The sequence below is a fragment of the Priestia endophytica genome (assembly GCF_026790145.1).
Taxonomy (GTDB): Bacteria; Bacillota; Bacilli; order Bacillales; family Bacillaceae_H; genus Bacillus_I; species Bacillus_I endophytica_A.
In genome coordinates this window covers 77,338-91,178 of the sequence record NZ_JALAMS010000001.1, presented here as the reverse complement: position 1 = coordinate 91,178, position 13,841 = coordinate 77,338, and the positions used below count along the sequence as shown (strand labels likewise).

Genomic DNA, 13,841 nt, shown 5'->3' with positions numbered 1-13,841 from the left:
AAAAAGATCTAGCATTTATGCTAGATCTTTTCTTCCCTTTTTGAAGGCAGCAAGCGCAAGCGATATACATTCATTGCTGTCTCCCCTAAATGTTCAACAAGGCGGTAGTTTACAACAGCTCCAACAACAGCTCCTATTCCTGGAGCAAGTTGGAGTAGTTTGGCTAAATCTAAATAATCTCGATACTCCTGTTGAAAAGTACGCCAATCAATCTCCTTTTCAGGATTCTCTTCCCACTCTTTAATATTTTGTAAAACACTGTTCTTATGATCATCGCGACAAAAAGCAAGATGAAAGATGTGAAGAAGATAAATTCGTTCTTCGTATTTTTTAAGATCAAGTCCGTAAAGAAGCGCAATTTGAAACAAACACTTCATTTTGATGGATAAGAAAAGTGGGAAATCTGCCATTCCTAAAAATATTCCCCCTGCTCCTGTTCCCGCTCCTTCAAGCGATGCTGTTTTTTGATATCGCTTAATTGCTTCTTTTACTTTCTCCTCTCTCTCTTGGAAAGATGCTGGGAGTGGCTCTTTTAACTTTGTTGTATAATCAGAACCTGTCAAAACAGCACTCACCATCTTTTTCATTGCTTCTGTAACAACAAGATGAAAGCGCTCTGGAATTTTATTAGCAATTCCTATTTGTGCTCTTTTAGCCGCTCTCTCAAACATCGAAGGTTTTTTATTCAGTTCATGTTTCCACATTTCTGCCATATAAAGAACGTCTTGTTCATAAGTCATCTTTTTCTCCCCCTTTGTTTACTATACGACTCAAAAGACAGTAAGTAGCACATTACTTTTAAAAAAAGCGCTAAAACAATTGTTTTAGCGCTTTTTTCTCATCTTCGCTCTCACATACTGATATGTGAACAAATAAAACACAATGAAAGAGGAAATAAAAGCAAGTATTCCTGCTAATGGAGCATGGAAAACTCCAAGTAAAACACTTAGTGCAAAAGCTTGCCCAGCAAGAATAACGAAGAAGAAACGCAAAAACGTTGCTTCCTTAACCATCTCACTAATTGGATAAAGATTTATCCAAATTTTATAGTGATGATGCTTCCATAAAGGCATAAGCTGAATAGCTGTCATATATACAAAAAGGAGAACTGTCACAATATTCCCAAGCGTGAATGGTAAGAAATATAAACAGAAGGCTCCAACAAACGTTAATCGAATGACAAGCCCTAAATAGCCTCCAGCTCTAAGGAAAGTTCGCGCATAAAGATGGTGATATGTTTCATTTTGTTTATAAGGAATAAACTGTACTAAAACATCTAAATAGCGACGACGTTTTGGTTCATCTCCAACATTAGGGATATCTGTAAACGAATTAGCTAATCTATAAAAAAGCATCATTCGCTTCTCTTCAAGAGAGATCAAACCTTCCCAATAAAAAGGACGCTTTTTTGTATCACTATAAAAATATACTGTTAAAACGAGCAAAATGAAGAATGTAGCAATCCAAAAAAGCGGATGTGCGTCAACAAACAAAAAGTAAGAGACTAAAGCATTCAAAATATAGCGGAACACTACGCTATAGGCATGAATCCCTTTCTCTGGATAGCGTGAAATAGCCCATGTCATAAATAAATTAAGGCCTTTCACGACCGTGAGAATAAGCAAAATAAACAGCACGTTTTTAAATGTATTGTTCCCCATTGCCAAGTAAAGAGGAGCAAGCACTCCGACAACAATTAATAAAACGTAAAACTGAATCATATATGTTAACCAAAAAGAATTTCTTATATATGACGAAAGCCGCTTTTCCATCGGTAACAAGAATACTAAATCTCCATGTTTAAAAAACGTATATACTGTGCCTCTTGTTAAAAAGAAAGCAACAACAATTGCGATAAACGGGGCTCCATTAAAATTTTCTGGCAAACCTTCAAGAAATTGCTGATAGTAGTAAGCTCCAATCAAAATAAAAAAGATTAAAATATACTTTAAGTGATCGTTTAAAATATAGCGTCCATAGCGCCGAATTTCTTTAGCATTTTCTTTGAATCTTTGTCTCCATAGCGCATTTATGTCATTCATAGCCATCTTCCTTCGTAAGCGCTACGTAAATTTCATCAAGGCTTGCCTTTGGCATACTAAATTGCATTCTAAGCTCTTCAATTGTTCCTGATGCGTGTACTTTTCCATTATGTAAAATAATAAATCGATCACAATATTTTTCAGCAGTTGCTAAGATATGGGTTGACATTAAAATAGCTGCCCCTTGGTCTTTCATTTCCACCATTAAATCTAATAGTGATTGAATACCAAGTGGATCAAGCCCCAAGAAAGGCTCATCAATAATATAAAGTGAAGGCTGCACTAAGAAAGCGCACATGATCATAACCTTTTGCTTCATTCCTTTTGAGAAATGAGCCGGAAACCACTTTAGTTTCTTGTCCATACGGAACTCTTTTAATAAAACTGGCAAGCGCTTTTCATATGTATTCTCATCGATGTTATAAGCCATAGCTGTTAAACGTAGATGTTCTTCTAGCGTTAACTCTTCATATAAAACAGGTGTCTCAGGGATAAAGGTAAACTGTGATCTGTATGTTTCCATATCCTGTTTTAATGTTTTTCCATTAATAGAAATCGTTCCTTCACGCGGCTCCATTGTACCAATCACATGTTTGATTGTTGTACTTTTCCCAGCTCCGTTTAATCCGATTAATCCAACGAGTTCTCCCTTTTTCACCTCAAAAGAAATATCCTTTAATACAGGATTCCTCGTATATCCTCCTGTTACATTCGAAAGTTTTAACAGTGCAGTCATAATTAGACTCGCTCCCTTCCCTAAACAGTATAGCTCATACTTTCTTCTTTATAGTATCAAATTTTACTCTTTTGCACATTTCATCTCCCTTTTTGAAAAAAAAAAGAATGGATTGCATATATTTTTTTAAACTGCACATTCTATATAACGAGGAAGGGAAACAAACAGTTTTTTCATCACACTGATGAATGAGGTGTTTATCAAGGACAATTTACTTGTTCTATAAGGTATTTAAAGATACGGATATAAAACAAGGGGATGGTCGTGATGGAGCATAATCGTTAAGATTAACACATGAACAAGATAACCGTATATAGTGACAGAATCCATGATTCTAACTTATATACACATTTATTTTGTAAATGAGGTGTTTATCAAGGGCCAGGTAAGAAATTAACCTACGTTAAAAAGAACTTGCTAAATGAGGTGTTTGTGAACGACAAGTACCGGATTACCAAGTAGCTTGTACCCCTAAGAATTTGACGTATTAAAACCTTTTCCTTCTTCAAAAGTGGCAGGACCTTCAACCGTTGGTCCTGCCCTTTGTTTTTTTCTCTTTTTGACTTTCTTATGATAAAATAATCGTATAAAACAGTCAGAAAGGTGTTGTTTAGAAATGAAGCATGATGATCAATGTATCTTCTGTAAAATTATCAACGGAGACATTCCAAGTGCCAAAGTATTCGAAAATGAACATGTTTATGCTTTTTTAGATCTTAGTCAAGTAACAAAGGGACATACGCTTGTTATTCCAAAAGTACATACAAGAAATATCTTTGACTTAACACCTGAGGTGGCATCAAACCTATTTGAAGCAGTTCCTAGTATTGCTACAGGTATTAAAGAGGCTTTTTCAGCAGAAGGTCTCAATGTTTTAAATAACAATGAAGAAATTGCAGGACAAACCGTTTTCCATTATCATCTCCACCTTATTCCTCGCTATGGCAAAGGAGACGGTTTTGGAGCGGTATGGAAGACACATAGCGAAAAATACTCTAATGAAGATTTACAAGAAATCTCTCAAAACATTGCGGATAAAATCAATTTATGACTCAATACCCGAATTATTTGATTAACAAAGTCAATATAGTTCGGGTATTTTTTATTTTAAATAATTATTAGAATTGTCCTCCATCTTCATCAAATTGTGATAAGATGAAATTATTATTTTTCATAAAGGAGAGTTTACTTATGGTACGCGCACACAATTTTAATGCTGGTCCATCTGCTTTACCGCTTGATGTATTAAAGAAAGCTCAAGAAGAATTAATTGATTTTAAAGGAACAGGCATGTCTGTTATGGAACTTTCCCATCGAAGCAAAGAGTTTGAAGACGTTCTAGCAGATGCAAAAGATCGTCTGAGGAAATTAATGGAAATACCAGATACACATGAAATCCTCTTCCTACAAGGCGGAGCAAGCTTACAATTTTCTATGCTTCCTATGAACTTCCTTCAAGAAGGAAAAGTTGGAGCTTATGTTGTGACAGGATCATGGTCTAAAAAGGCTCTTAAAGAAGCTAAGAACTTCGGAGAAACAGTCGTAGTTGCTTCAACAGAAGATGATTCTTTCACACATATTCCAGAAGTAAGTGTAAACACGTTGCCTGAAAATACAGGGTATCTTCATATTACAACGAACAATACAATTTATGGTACACAATGGCAGGGTTTCCCTGATTTTGGAGATGTTCCTGTTTTTGCTGATATGTCAAGCGACATCTTGTCAAAGAAAGTTGACGTATCTAAATTCGCTGTTATTTATGGAGGAGCTCAGAAAAACCTTGGTCCTTCTGGTGTAACAATTGTAATCTTACGCAAAGATCTTCTCAATCAGCAAAATAGCGGACTTCCAACAATGCTTGATTATACAACACACATTAAAGCCAATTCTTTATTCAATACACCACCAACGTTCGGTATTTATATGCTTTCTCTTGTACTAGAATGGGTTGAGCAAAACGGCGGTGTTGAAGGCATCCAAAAAAGGAACGAAGAAAAAGCTGCTCTTCTTTACGATTTAATGGATGAGTTTCCTGAGTTTTATACACCTCATGCACGAAAAGACAGCCGCTCCCTTATGAATGTAACGTTCACAATGCCTAATGAAGAATTAACAAAAGACTTCCTTCAAAAAGCAAAAGCAGAAGGATTCATTGGACTAAATGGACATCGCTCTATTGGCGGATGTCGCGCTTCTATTTATAATGCAGTACCAATTGAAACATGCCAAGCATTAGCCCAATTTATGAAGTCTTATCGTGAAGCACACCTTCAATCAGTAAAATAGTTCCTTTTATTGTAACTTCGCACGTTTTTGTTATAATAAAAGATAGTTAGGTACTTAGTTTAGAAGCTTTAGAGATGAGTAGAGGAGAGATGAGAAATGAATACAAAAGTATTAGTATCACTAGCTTTATTAGTCGGGATGGGTGCTGTACTGCATGCCATTATTCCACCTATTTTTTTAGGTATGAAACCTGACATGATGTTAACAATGATGTTTTTAGGCATTATGCTTTTTCCACAAGCAAGAAATGTTCTTGTTCTTGCAATTGCTACGGGAGCAATCGCAGCTTTAACAACTTCGTTTCCAAATGGGCAGGTTGCAAACATGATTGACAAACCTTTAACAGCGTTCTTATTTTTAGGATTATTTTTAGCTGTTCGTCGCTACAAACAGTCTGTCGTATCAACAGCCGTTTTAACAGCTATTGGAACAATCGTTTCAGGAATGATTTTCCTAACAGCTGCTCTTGCACTAGGATCTTTCTCAACAGCACAGTTCTTTGGGCTTGTAGCAGCCGTTGTACTACCCGCAACAGCTGTTAATACGTTTGCTATGATTGTAATTTATCCAATTGTACAAACCATTGTTAAACGCTCTAAGATTACTTCTCAGATGTCTTAATGAAAAGAGCCTAGGTTTTATAAAACCTAGGCTCTTTTTAAACCAATAAATGTTTAAACAGACTTATTTAGGTTACATAATATAGTAAGAGTGCCAGCAGGAAAACTGTAAATGCTGTTCCTCCCTCAACAACAATTCGTTTTCTAAGAACTCGTTTGGGAGGATATGAAGCTGATTTCTTCAGATCCATAAACCTCTTTCCTGTAATGGCGAACAAAAGAAAACTTGTTAAGAATAAACAAAAGATTATCCATGCCATGCTCCTACTTCCTTTCACTACAACTCGTTTATTCTAAAGGTATGCAAGGCATGTTTCTCTTATGTTGAACAAGGATAAGGAGCGTGTAAAAATGAAAAAAGCAGCATCATTTTCGTTAGGAATTTTATTTGGAAGTGTCACAGCAGGAACAATTGCGTTATTAACAACTCCATGTTCAAGTAAAGATATGAAGCTGCGTGTAGCAGATTCTCGTGACACGCTTAAAGTTCAGCTGAAAGACATTAAGGAGAATGCTTTAAATGTAAAAAATGCGATTCAAAATGTTGTAAAAGAAAGCAAAGAAACGTTTTCACAGCTTGCGCCTGAAGCAAAAGCATCGATTACAAATTTTCAGGAAGATATTGCCCCACATCAGCGGTCAATTCAAAACCACCTAGCTGAAATTGAACAAAATATAAAAGGCTTAGAAGATAAACTCGGAAATCAACAAAAAAAGGAAACACAAAGCAGTTAACTATCTTTTTATGACAAGCTAACAAGCTTGTCATTTTTTTATTCATTGCTTGGAAAAGTTTTCTCAACATATTGTAATAAAGAATGAATATTCATTTAATGTCATGAATATTCATTCCTTATTTACGCTTACATACCTTCTTCCTATAGAGGTCATACCTCTCTAAAGCAATTTCAACTCCTTTTTTTAAAAAATTTTGTTTTTTTGCAAATTTATATCTTTATAATTTATTATTTTATTGGCATAATAGAATATAAATAAAAAGTTGATTGAAAAGTGGGTGGAGAGATGAAATTACAAAATGAGAAAGAATTCACAATGAAGGAAGCTTTAGTGTTCAGCCAACGCATGGCACAGCTTAGCAAAGCTCTATGGAAAGCGGTCGAAAAAGATTGGCAGCAATGGATTAAACCGTATGATTTGAACATTAACGAGCATCATATCCTGTGGATTGCATACAATCTTAAAGGTGCTTCAATCTCAGAGATTGCTAAGTTTGGCGTTATGCATGTATCAACTGCATTTAACTTTTCAAAGAAGTTAGAAGAAAGAGGATTACTTCAATTTTCTAAAAGAGAAAATGATAAAAGAAATACGTATATTGAGTTAACAGATGAAGGAAACGGCATTTTGACAAATTTAATGGAAAACTACAACCCAACTGAAAGTACGCTTTTCCAAGGTGCTCTTCCCCTTCAAGAATGTTACGGAAAATTCCCTGAATTTATTGAACTTATGACAATCGTACGTAAAGTGTATGGAGATGACTTCATGGAAATTTTTGAACACTCTTTCCATAACATTGATGAAGAAATGGACGAAGAAGATGGAAAGTTAAGAAAAAAAGAAAATATTGTTGAAATCGAAAAAGCGGTTGTTCAATAGACCCTTCTAACTAAGCTTGCTAGTTTGTCCATAAGACCAGGATACAGCTTTTGTTGTTGTAAAGCATAAATTGTCTCATGTGGATTTAATTTATAAGGTAGTTGTCCGACGAACTGTGTGAGCAAAGGAACGAAGTCAATAAGTCCTTGTTTCTTTTGCTCCTCATATTTCTTAGCAAGTTCTTCACAAATTGAATAAACTTCCGCAAGTTCTTTCTTATTGAGATTTTTGCTTATCACAAGCTTATAAAACGGCTGTGATTCAAGATCCGTTACTTTTAACAATAGCTCTAAATATAACTCCAAACGTTCAATACGATTTTCCAAAGATTCCATACCCCTGCTCCTTTGACAAATTGAGACGATATGTAAAGCTAACTCCGTTTATTTTATACCTTTATTTTACAGCATTCCTTTTAATCTTCAAGCGCTTTATGGACCAGCTAACTTACGATTTATGTGCTCCCTTTTATAGTAAAGGATTTAACTGTTCAAGACAATTCTAAAGAGGGTATATTACAAAGATATCCTAGTTTTGTAATCTGATAACTTTTGTAAACTCCTTAACAGTGTTAAGATAGAAAAGGATGATTATACGGCTAGCATATATAAAAAAAGCTTTACGAACAATGCTATTAGTTTTAATATAGGCTTTTAACTTTGGTTTGGGGGAATGTTTGAAAATGGGTACGATTTTTATCGTTTTCGCAGTGATTATCTTATTCTACATTAATGCGCTCACGAACTCGCTCTGTATTCAAAAAGAAATTCCAGCAGAGCGTCAGCCTAAAGTGTTTCGCTTCATTAATGTGATGATCACTATTCTACTTGTCTCGTCATATGTTGAACTGTTGTACACATAGTTTACAAGAAAAAACGTATAAAAGAAGGTGCAGAAATGCAGCTCCTTTTATGCGTTTTTTCTTCTTTTAAGAAACGTCCTCTCGAATAAGAGAGGACAAATGATTGTATTACATCATAATATTTTAGAACCAAGCAGCACCAACGATGATTAAAAGGATGAACAATACTACAATTAACGCAAAACCACTTCCATATGCGTTACCCATAACAGCACCTCCTTTGCTTGCTAATACTGTATTCTATGCATGAAGAAAAAAAGCGGGATGGGCATTTTAGCTATTTTCACATATTTTATCCAAGGAACTTAATCTCCAAAAAATGGATATCTTTACAAAAGATTTCACTTTTTCTTTTCTTTTTTATTTTCTTTCGATACAATGAGAAAATAGATATATATTTTGGACATACTGTAAATAAAATCAAAAAGTAGGAGTGTATAATTTTATGAAGAAAAGTTTTGTTGCGCTCACAGCAGCAGCCACAATTTTAGGATTAGCAGCATGTAGCAATGACGGAAACTCCGCAGATTCCAAAACAATTGTTGAAACAGATGCTGGCAATATAACACAAAACGATCTTTATGAAATGATGAAAGATCAAGTTGGAGATCAAGCAATCCGCGAACTTGTCGATGAAAAAGTATTAAGTTCAAAATTCAAAGTTTCGAAAAAAGAAATTGACAATGAAATTGAGACGTTAAAAGATTCGTATGGTGCTCAATCAGTTGAAACAGCTATGTCTGAAAATGGTGAGAAAACATTTAGAAATGCGGTCAAAATTAACTTACTACGTAAGAAAGCTGCAACAGCAGACATTAAAGTATCAGATAAGGAACTAAAAGAAGCTTATAAAGCGAAAAAGCCTGAACTTAAGGCAAGTCATATCCTTGTCAAAGATGAAAAAACAGCACAAGAAGTAGAGAAGAAACTAAAAGATGGAGAAGATTTTGCTAAGCTTGCAAAAGAATATTCTCAAGATGGTTCTGCTCAAAGTGGCGGTGATTTAGGCTACTTTAAGTCAGGACAGATGGTAGCTGAATTTGAAGAAGCAGCCCAAAAATTAAAAGTGGGCGAAATTAGTGATCCTGTAAAAACTCAATATGGCTACCACATTATTAAATTGACCGATAAAAAAGAAGTGCCTTCTTTCGATAAAATGAAAGATGAACTTGAACAAGAGGTTAAACTTTCTAAAATCGATGAAAGTGATATGGAAAATGCTGTTAATAAAATTCTAAAAGAAGAAAATGTCGAAGTGAAAGACAAAGATTTAAAAGATGCCATTAATCTAGAAGACAGCTCTTCTAAAGAAAGTGAAAAATAATATTTTATCTACAAAAAAGGATGAGCATAATTGCTCATCCTTTTTAGCTTGATGATGAAATTGTTTTTCTTCTTTCTTTTTCTTCCTTCAATCTTTCCATATATGCTTCACCTTCTTGAGCAATAAATCCTTGCTCTTGTTCGTGATCTTTTCGAGCTGCTCTTATTGCCATGAAGCCACTAAAGAAAATACCAGCTACAACAATATAAATCCAAAATGGTAATGAGATCATCTTATCCCTCCTGCCCTGTTTAGCAGTTCTTTTTCTAAATTCTCTGCTACTAGTCATATATGTACTATTGTCCATAAATATGACAAAGGAGGATTAGTTTTAAGATGAAAAAGGTTTATAATAATTACCAATCGGATGTATTTTATGTATCTCTCCTTCTTGCTTATCATGCAAACCATGAATAATCATATTAATCCGGCTATCCATCATATCAATTTGGTGAATAATTTCTGCTTCTAACGTATGTGCTAGAACAGGTGAACCATATTCAAGCTTGCCATGGTGAGCCAGCACTACGTGCTGAAGTTCAATTACTTTTTGAGCATCTTCTTTTGTGATTTCTCCTTGAGCCTTTAACTCCTGTAGCTTACGATCAATCAAGATGGCTACAATTGTAATGTGACCAAGGAAGTTACCTGTTAAAGTATACTGCGGAGCAACAGCATCTGAAAGTTCAATAACTTTTCCTAAATCATGAAGCGCAATGCCGGCATATAAAATATCTTTATCTACTTGTGGATATTGTGAGGCAATGCTTTTTCCAAGACGAAGCATTGAAACAGTGTGATAAAGAAGGCCTCCGACAAAACTATGATGAAGAGACGTTGCAGCTGGAAAGTTAAGAAAGCGCTGTTTATTTTCTTCATAAAGATCTGTACAAAGCGTTCGGATCACAGGGTGATGGATTTCTGCTAAAAATGCTTCATATTCATTTTGTAAGTCTTCCAATGATTCAGGAGCTGTTTCAATAAATTCTCCTATGTTTATTTCCGTCTCTTCTGCTTTTCTGAAATTCGTAATTGCCATCTGTAAATTCCCTCTAAATTCAGAGACGCTTCCTTTTACATAGACCATTTTCCCTGGTACAAATAATGCTTTAAGTTCTTCAATACTTTTCCCTGCAAACTTATTTTCCCAGAGCTTGCAGTCCATCATTTTTGTTTTTTGCGTAAGCGTAATATTAAAATAAGGCGAACCATTTGAACTTGTGGCGTCCCAAGCATTTTTTACAAGTGCATAGCCCTCAAATCCTTTTGTTGATTTATCAATATCCAATAAGCGAGATGTTTGCATAATATTCCCCTTCTTTCTTTGTTCTTTTCCCTTCACTTCTACTATAATCGAAACTGGTAACGAATAGAAATCTTCTTTCATTTTAGCATTGTTCCTCTAAACTTTCATGTTGAATAAAAATTTTCTACAATAATAATAAAGCTTTTTTAAAAATAAAAATAAGCAACTTTTTCATTTCTCTCTTATTTCAGGTAGTTTACTAACACCGTCATACCGGGAAGTAAAAATACATACATAAGAAAAAAGGAGGAATGTTATGAAAACCTATACACTAACCGTTTATGAGTCTTCTGGTGAGAAACTTCTTGATGAAACCTTTGAGGCAGAAAATGAAACAGAGGCGAAGAAAATAGGGGCCCTACGTCTTCAAGACTTGAACTATGAGCATAAAACATACCGATGTGTTTCATCTCTTGGTAAACTTGTGCTATTTAATCGCTAAAAAAGTCCCTTATATAAAGAAGGGACTTTTCTTATTTTCTATCAAAGAGTTCGTGAAGCAAACGAATTTTTTCATCTGTATAATGCTCATAGCTGTCATTATATGATTTTGGATCTTTTGGGTTTGCAAACCTTGTAATTTTCCCTGTAGTAGGATCAACAAGTTTACTTGATGCCCCACAGCCAAGGCCGATAATGGACTGCTGTTCTTCCATGATCATAATATTATAAATGCTTTCCTGTCCTTTAAATGCATAGCCTACGTTTTCTAAATTTCCTAAAATATTTTTTTGACGATAAAGGTAATATGGCTCATATCCATTTTCGTTTGTCCAGTTTTCTGCCATTTTCATCATCTCAGTAATTTCATCTCGATCCGCTACTCTATAGCGCTGCTTGTTCTTGGTCATTTCAGAAGCTCTTTTAAACGATAGTGTGTGAACTGTAAGCGATTCAGGTAAAAGCTTTTTAGTTTCCTCAAGTGTATGTTGAAACTCTGCTGTACCTTCTCCAGGAAGCCCAATAATTAAATCCATGTTGATATTTTTCATTCCTAATGAGCGAGCAAGGTGAAACTTATCAATTGTCTCTTCTACTGTATGATGACGTCCAATTGCTTTCAACGTCTCTTGTGTATATGACTGTGGATTAATACTAATTCGGTCAATATTCCATTTATTTAACACATCGAGCTTATCTTCTGAAATAGTATCAGGTCTTCCTGCTTCAACAGTTACTTCACGAACGGATTTTAAGTTGGGGAATGCTTCGTACATTTCTTCATAAAGCATGTCCATTTCACGAGCAGTAATACTCGTTGGTGTTCCTCCACCATAATAAATGGTTGTAATGGGAATATTCTGTTCTGTAAGCCATGCGCCCACTTTTCTCATCTCATAATGAAGACCACCTAAAAAAGAATCAACAGATCCTTGACGGCCGTTAATCGCATACGCCGGAAACGTACAGTAGGCACACTTCGTTGGGCAAAACGGAATACCGATATAAATACTTACTTCCTTTTTTAATTCATATAAATCAGGCACAATAGAAAGCTGGCGATCAACAATACGTTGCATAAGCTGAATTTTTTCATCTGTGATGAGGTAGTCTCGTCTCAACTCTTCATGTGCCTGTTCTTTTGTCATCCCTTCTCGAAGCTTGTTATGTAAAAGTTTTGTTGGACGAATCCCTGTTAGAATTCCCCACGGCTGTTCAATTTCTGTAACATTCTGCAAAAGCATTAAATATACGTAAGAAACAGTTCGTTTCACAATTTTAAAACGCTCTTTTTCGTTTTCTTCTTCAAATTTATTTTCAAAAGAAGCAGAAAAAGCTTTTTCATTTCCATTTTCAGAAATTATTCCTTCTACGCTCACTTTGTCATCTGTTTTAATGGCAAAAAGAATCTTATACTCAACTTCTTTTTCTTCTTCAAATGTTACAAAACTTTCTTCGAAAAACAAGTCGCTAATAAGTTGCAAAGGACGCACAAAACGCTCATCATCAAGGCCTTTAATTAAAATGTTCAAAGTAATCACCTTTCATTATAGATAGAAAAAAGTGGTACAATATGCACCACTTCTACTCTCTTTATTAAGCTTCTTTCAGTTTAGCGAAAGAGCTATGAAAGGTCAATGCTTATCAAGAGAAGCAATCTTCTCTAGATAGCCAATACGGGGTTGCTTACGGAACAATTCTTTTACCATGTAAGCAACTCCATTCTCATTATTTGAACGCGTTATCCATCCTGCAGCTTTTTTTACTTTATCTGGTGCATTCCCCATTGCTACTCCAAGGCCAACAGACTCTACAAGACCAAGATCATCATAGCAGTTTCCAATTGCTACAACTTCTTCAAGCGAGATGCCTAGCTGTGTTGCAACATAATAGACCCCATGTTCTTTTGAAGTCCCTTTCTCAACTATATATGCTCGAGGCTCATTTGGATATGAAATCCATTCAATATCAAAAGCCGACGCAATCGTACGCTCTGCCTGTTCTTTTTCATACTGACTTTGAAAATAAAGCTCGATTTTAGGTGCAGAAACTGGATTGTCTCGAAGTGTTTCTCCTAGTGATTCCACAAATTGAATAGGATAAAAAAGTGGTTCATTACTTTTTAATACAGCCTTTGCCATCACTTGATTGTGAATTTTCACTCTGTTTCCGAGTGAAAATTTCTCATGTAAAATTCTCGTATGGCAATCAAAGTTTTCAAGCACTTGAACAAGGTTAAACGTTTTATTTTCGGATATTCTACGCTCATATGTTGGTTTATCGACATTTGAAGCAATGAATGCTCCACTGTGAGTTATGAGTTGATTTTTATGAAGACGCAATGTTTTAGCGATTTTTTTAGCGGATGAAAAATGACGATTTGTCACAACTGTTACGTAGACTCCTTTATCCTTAACATAATCAATAGCTTCTTTAGTTTCCTTTGTCAAACGTCCTTGATTGTTCAAAATCGTTCCATCAATATTCAATGCTAATAAGCGATACATCACTACATCTCCTTCTTTCCTCGGTGTCTGCTTGCTGACTGATTAGTAATGAATATGATGTATATGGCGTGTTTATGCTTCATAAGAAAAGAGG

General features: G+C 35.1%; 18 protein-coding genes. 8 read left to right on the top strand and 10 right to left on the bottom strand.

Translation table 11 applies throughout. The features are described from left to right. Positions 1 to 20: 20 nt before the first annotated feature. The 3 genes from MOC86_RS00545 to MOC86_RS00535 form a co-directional block, all read right to left on the bottom strand. On the bottom strand, positions 21 to 740 hold the full coding sequence (locus tag MOC86_RS00545; protein ID WP_268582291.1) for an EcsC family protein: 720 nt from the start codon (positions 738 to 740) through the stop codon (positions 21 to 23). A gap of 84 nt (positions 741 to 824) precedes the next feature. Next, on the bottom strand, positions 825 to 2,042 hold the full coding sequence (locus MOC86_RS00540) for an ABC transporter permease (RefSeq protein ID WP_268582290.1): 1,218 nt from the start codon (positions 2,040 to 2,042) through the stop codon (positions 825 to 827). Continuing rightward, positions 2,035 to 2,778, bottom strand: coding sequence for an ABC transporter ATP-binding protein (locus MOC86_RS00535; protein ID WP_061803244.1), 744 nt, complete (start codon positions 2,776 to 2,778; stop codon positions 2,035 to 2,037). The genes MOC86_RS00540 and MOC86_RS00535 overlap by 8 nt, the downstream gene beginning before the upstream one ends. Before the next feature lie 616 nt (positions 2,779 to 3,394). Here MOC86_RS00535 and MOC86_RS00530 point away from each other — a divergent pair. The 3 genes from MOC86_RS00530 to MOC86_RS00520 all read left to right on the top strand — a co-directional run bounded on the left by MOC86_RS00530 (position 3,395) and on the right by MOC86_RS00520 (position 5,688). Beyond that, positions 3,395 to 3,829: an HIT family protein gene (locus tag MOC86_RS00530; RefSeq protein WP_243514637.1), complete on the top strand. Its 435-nt coding sequence runs from the start codon at positions 3,395 to 3,397 to the stop codon at positions 3,827 to 3,829. A 140-nt stretch (positions 3,830 to 3,969) separates the two neighbouring features. Then, a complete protein-coding gene (gene serC, locus MOC86_RS00525) occupies positions 3,970 to 5,067 on the top strand; it encodes a 3-phosphoserine/phosphohydroxythreonine transaminase (protein WP_268582289.1) in 1,098 nt (365 codons plus the stop codon). Between the two features lie 96 nt (positions 5,068 to 5,163). Next, the gene (locus MOC86_RS00520; protein ID WP_268582288.1) at positions 5,164 to 5,688 is read left to right on the top strand and encodes a tryptophan transporter; all 525 of its coding nucleotides are present in this window, start codon (positions 5,164 to 5,166) and stop codon (positions 5,686 to 5,688) included. A gap of 67 nt (positions 5,689 to 5,755) precedes the next feature. Here the strand turns inward: MOC86_RS00520 and MOC86_RS00515 are convergent, their stop codons facing one another. After that, positions 5,756 to 5,947 (bottom strand): hypothetical protein, encoded by a 192-nt coding sequence (locus MOC86_RS00515; RefSeq protein ID WP_268582287.1) that lies wholly within the window; start codon positions 5,945 to 5,947, stop codon positions 5,756 to 5,758. A 91-nt stretch (positions 5,948 to 6,038) separates the two neighbouring features. On the opposite strand from MOC86_RS00515, the gene MOC86_RS00510 reads away from it, so the two are divergent. Continuing rightward, positions 6,039 to 6,422 (top strand): YtxH domain-containing protein, encoded by a 384-nt coding sequence (locus MOC86_RS00510; protein ID WP_268582286.1) that lies wholly within the window; start codon positions 6,039 to 6,041, stop codon positions 6,420 to 6,422. 288 nt (positions 6,423 to 6,710) lie between these two features. Beyond that, positions 6,711 to 7,307, top strand: a complete 597-nt coding sequence (locus MOC86_RS00505) for an HTH-type transcriptional regulator Hpr (protein ID WP_061803238.1) — start codon at positions 6,711 to 6,713, stop codon at positions 7,305 to 7,307. On the opposite strand, the gene MOC86_RS00500 is transcribed toward MOC86_RS00505, so the two are convergent. Further along, positions 7,301 to 7,642 carry a DUF1878 family protein gene (locus MOC86_RS00500; protein WP_111923704.1) on the bottom strand — a complete coding sequence of 114 codons (342 nt, stop codon included), beginning with the start codon at positions 7,640 to 7,642 and terminating at the stop codon, positions 7,301 to 7,303. The two genes, MOC86_RS00505 and MOC86_RS00500, sit on opposite strands and share 7 nt — an antisense overlap. Before the next feature lie 347 nt (positions 7,643 to 7,989). Here MOC86_RS00500 and MOC86_RS00495 point away from each other — a divergent pair, with 347 nt between their 5' ends. Next, complete coding sequence (locus MOC86_RS00495) at positions 7,990 to 8,169, top strand: hypothetical protein (protein WP_040057191.1); 180 nt, start codon at positions 7,990 to 7,992, stop codon at positions 8,167 to 8,169. Between the two features lie 123 nt (positions 8,170 to 8,292). Here the strand turns inward: MOC86_RS00495 and MOC86_RS00490 are convergent, their stop codons facing one another. Next, on the bottom strand, positions 8,293 to 8,376 hold the full coding sequence (locus MOC86_RS00490; protein ID WP_019393916.1) for a YjcZ family sporulation protein: 84 nt from the start codon (positions 8,374 to 8,376) through the stop codon (positions 8,293 to 8,295). Between the two features lie 238 nt (positions 8,377 to 8,614). Between MOC86_RS00490 and MOC86_RS00485 the strand changes: the two genes are divergently transcribed. After that, the gene (locus MOC86_RS00485) at positions 8,615 to 9,493 is read left to right on the top strand and encodes a peptidylprolyl isomerase (protein ID WP_243514652.1); all 879 of its coding nucleotides are present in this window, start codon (positions 8,615 to 8,617) and stop codon (positions 9,491 to 9,493) included. 43 nt (positions 9,494 to 9,536) lie between these two features. On the opposite strand, the gene MOC86_RS00480 is transcribed toward MOC86_RS00485, so the two are convergent. Continuing rightward, positions 9,537 to 9,725, bottom strand: a complete 189-nt coding sequence (locus tag MOC86_RS00480; RefSeq protein WP_019393918.1) for a sporulation YhaL family protein — start codon at positions 9,723 to 9,725, stop codon at positions 9,537 to 9,539. A 99-nt stretch (positions 9,726 to 9,824) separates the two neighbouring features. After that, entirely contained in the window at positions 9,825 to 10,880 is a 1,056-nt protein-coding gene (locus MOC86_RS00475; protein WP_268582285.1) for a 3'-5' exoribonuclease YhaM family protein, read from the bottom strand. A 175-nt stretch (positions 10,881 to 11,055) separates the two neighbouring features. Between MOC86_RS00475 and MOC86_RS00470 the strand changes: the two genes are divergently transcribed. Beyond that, positions 11,056 to 11,241, top strand: a complete 186-nt coding sequence (locus MOC86_RS00470; protein ID WP_268582284.1) for a YhzD family protein — start codon at positions 11,056 to 11,058, stop codon at positions 11,239 to 11,241. A gap of 31 nt (positions 11,242 to 11,272) precedes the next feature. On the opposite strand, the gene MOC86_RS00465 is transcribed toward MOC86_RS00470, so the two are convergent. Both MOC86_RS00465 and MOC86_RS00460 read right to left on the bottom strand, forming a co-directional pair. Then, complete coding sequence (locus MOC86_RS00465; protein WP_268582283.1) at positions 11,273 to 12,772, bottom strand: coproporphyrinogen III oxidase; 1,500 nt, start codon at positions 12,770 to 12,772, stop codon at positions 11,273 to 11,275. Between the two features lie 102 nt (positions 12,773 to 12,874). Beyond that, positions 12,875 to 13,750: a Cof-type HAD-IIB family hydrolase gene (locus MOC86_RS00460; protein WP_243514661.1), complete on the bottom strand. Its 876-nt coding sequence runs from the start codon at positions 13,748 to 13,750 to the stop codon at positions 12,875 to 12,877. Positions 13,751 to 13,841 lie beyond the last annotated feature (91 nt).

What these genes read in the sequence shown, in the direction of transcription:
- MOC86_RS00545 (WP_268582291.1), bottom strand. Translation starts at nt 740, where the DNA reads ATGACTTATGAACAAGACGTTCTTTATATGGCAGAAATGTGGAAACAT.
- MOC86_RS00540 (WP_268582290.1), bottom strand. Translation starts at nt 2,042, where the DNA reads ATGAATGACATAAATGCGCTATGGAGACAAAGATTCAAAGAAAATGCT.
- MOC86_RS00535 (WP_061803244.1), bottom strand. Translation starts at nt 2,778, where the DNA reads ATGACTGCACTGTTAAAACTTTCGAATGTAACAGGAGGATATACGAGG.
- MOC86_RS00530 (WP_243514637.1), top strand. Translation starts at nt 3,395, where the DNA reads ATGAAGCATGATGATCAATGTATCTTCTGTAAAATTATCAACGGAGAC.
- serC (WP_268582289.1), top strand. Translation starts at nt 3,970, where the DNA reads ATGGTACGCGCACACAATTTTAATGCTGGTCCATCTGCTTTACCGCTT.
- MOC86_RS00520 (WP_268582288.1), top strand. Translation starts at nt 5,164, where the DNA reads ATGAATACAAAAGTATTAGTATCACTAGCTTTATTAGTCGGGATGGGT.
- MOC86_RS00515 (WP_268582287.1), bottom strand. Translation starts at nt 5,947, where the DNA reads ATGGCATGGATAATCTTTTGTTTATTCTTAACAAGTTTTCTTTTGTTC.
- MOC86_RS00510 (WP_268582286.1), top strand. Translation starts at nt 6,039, where the DNA reads ATGAAAAAAGCAGCATCATTTTCGTTAGGAATTTTATTTGGAAGTGTC.
- MOC86_RS00505 (WP_061803238.1), top strand. Translation starts at nt 6,711, where the DNA reads ATGAAATTACAAAATGAGAAAGAATTCACAATGAAGGAAGCTTTAGTG.
- MOC86_RS00500 (WP_111923704.1), bottom strand. Translation starts at nt 7,642, where the DNA reads ATGGAATCTTTGGAAAATCGTATTGAACGTTTGGAGTTATATTTAGAG.
- MOC86_RS00495 (WP_040057191.1), top strand. Translation starts at nt 7,990, where the DNA reads ATGGGTACGATTTTTATCGTTTTCGCAGTGATTATCTTATTCTACATT.
- MOC86_RS00490 (WP_019393916.1), bottom strand. Translation starts at nt 8,376, where the DNA reads ATGGGTAACGCATATGGAAGTGGTTTTGCGTTAATTGTAGTATTGTTC.
- MOC86_RS00485 (WP_243514652.1), top strand. Translation starts at nt 8,615, where the DNA reads ATGAAGAAAAGTTTTGTTGCGCTCACAGCAGCAGCCACAATTTTAGGA.
- MOC86_RS00480 (WP_019393918.1), bottom strand. Translation starts at nt 9,725, where the DNA reads ATGATCTCATTACCATTTTGGATTTATATTGTTGTAGCTGGTATTTTC.
- MOC86_RS00475 (WP_268582285.1), bottom strand. Translation starts at nt 10,880, where the DNA reads ATGAAAGAAGATTTCTATTCGTTACCAGTTTCGATTATAGTAGAAGTG.
- MOC86_RS00470 (WP_268582284.1), top strand. Translation starts at nt 11,056, where the DNA reads ATGAAAACCTATACACTAACCGTTTATGAGTCTTCTGGTGAGAAACTT.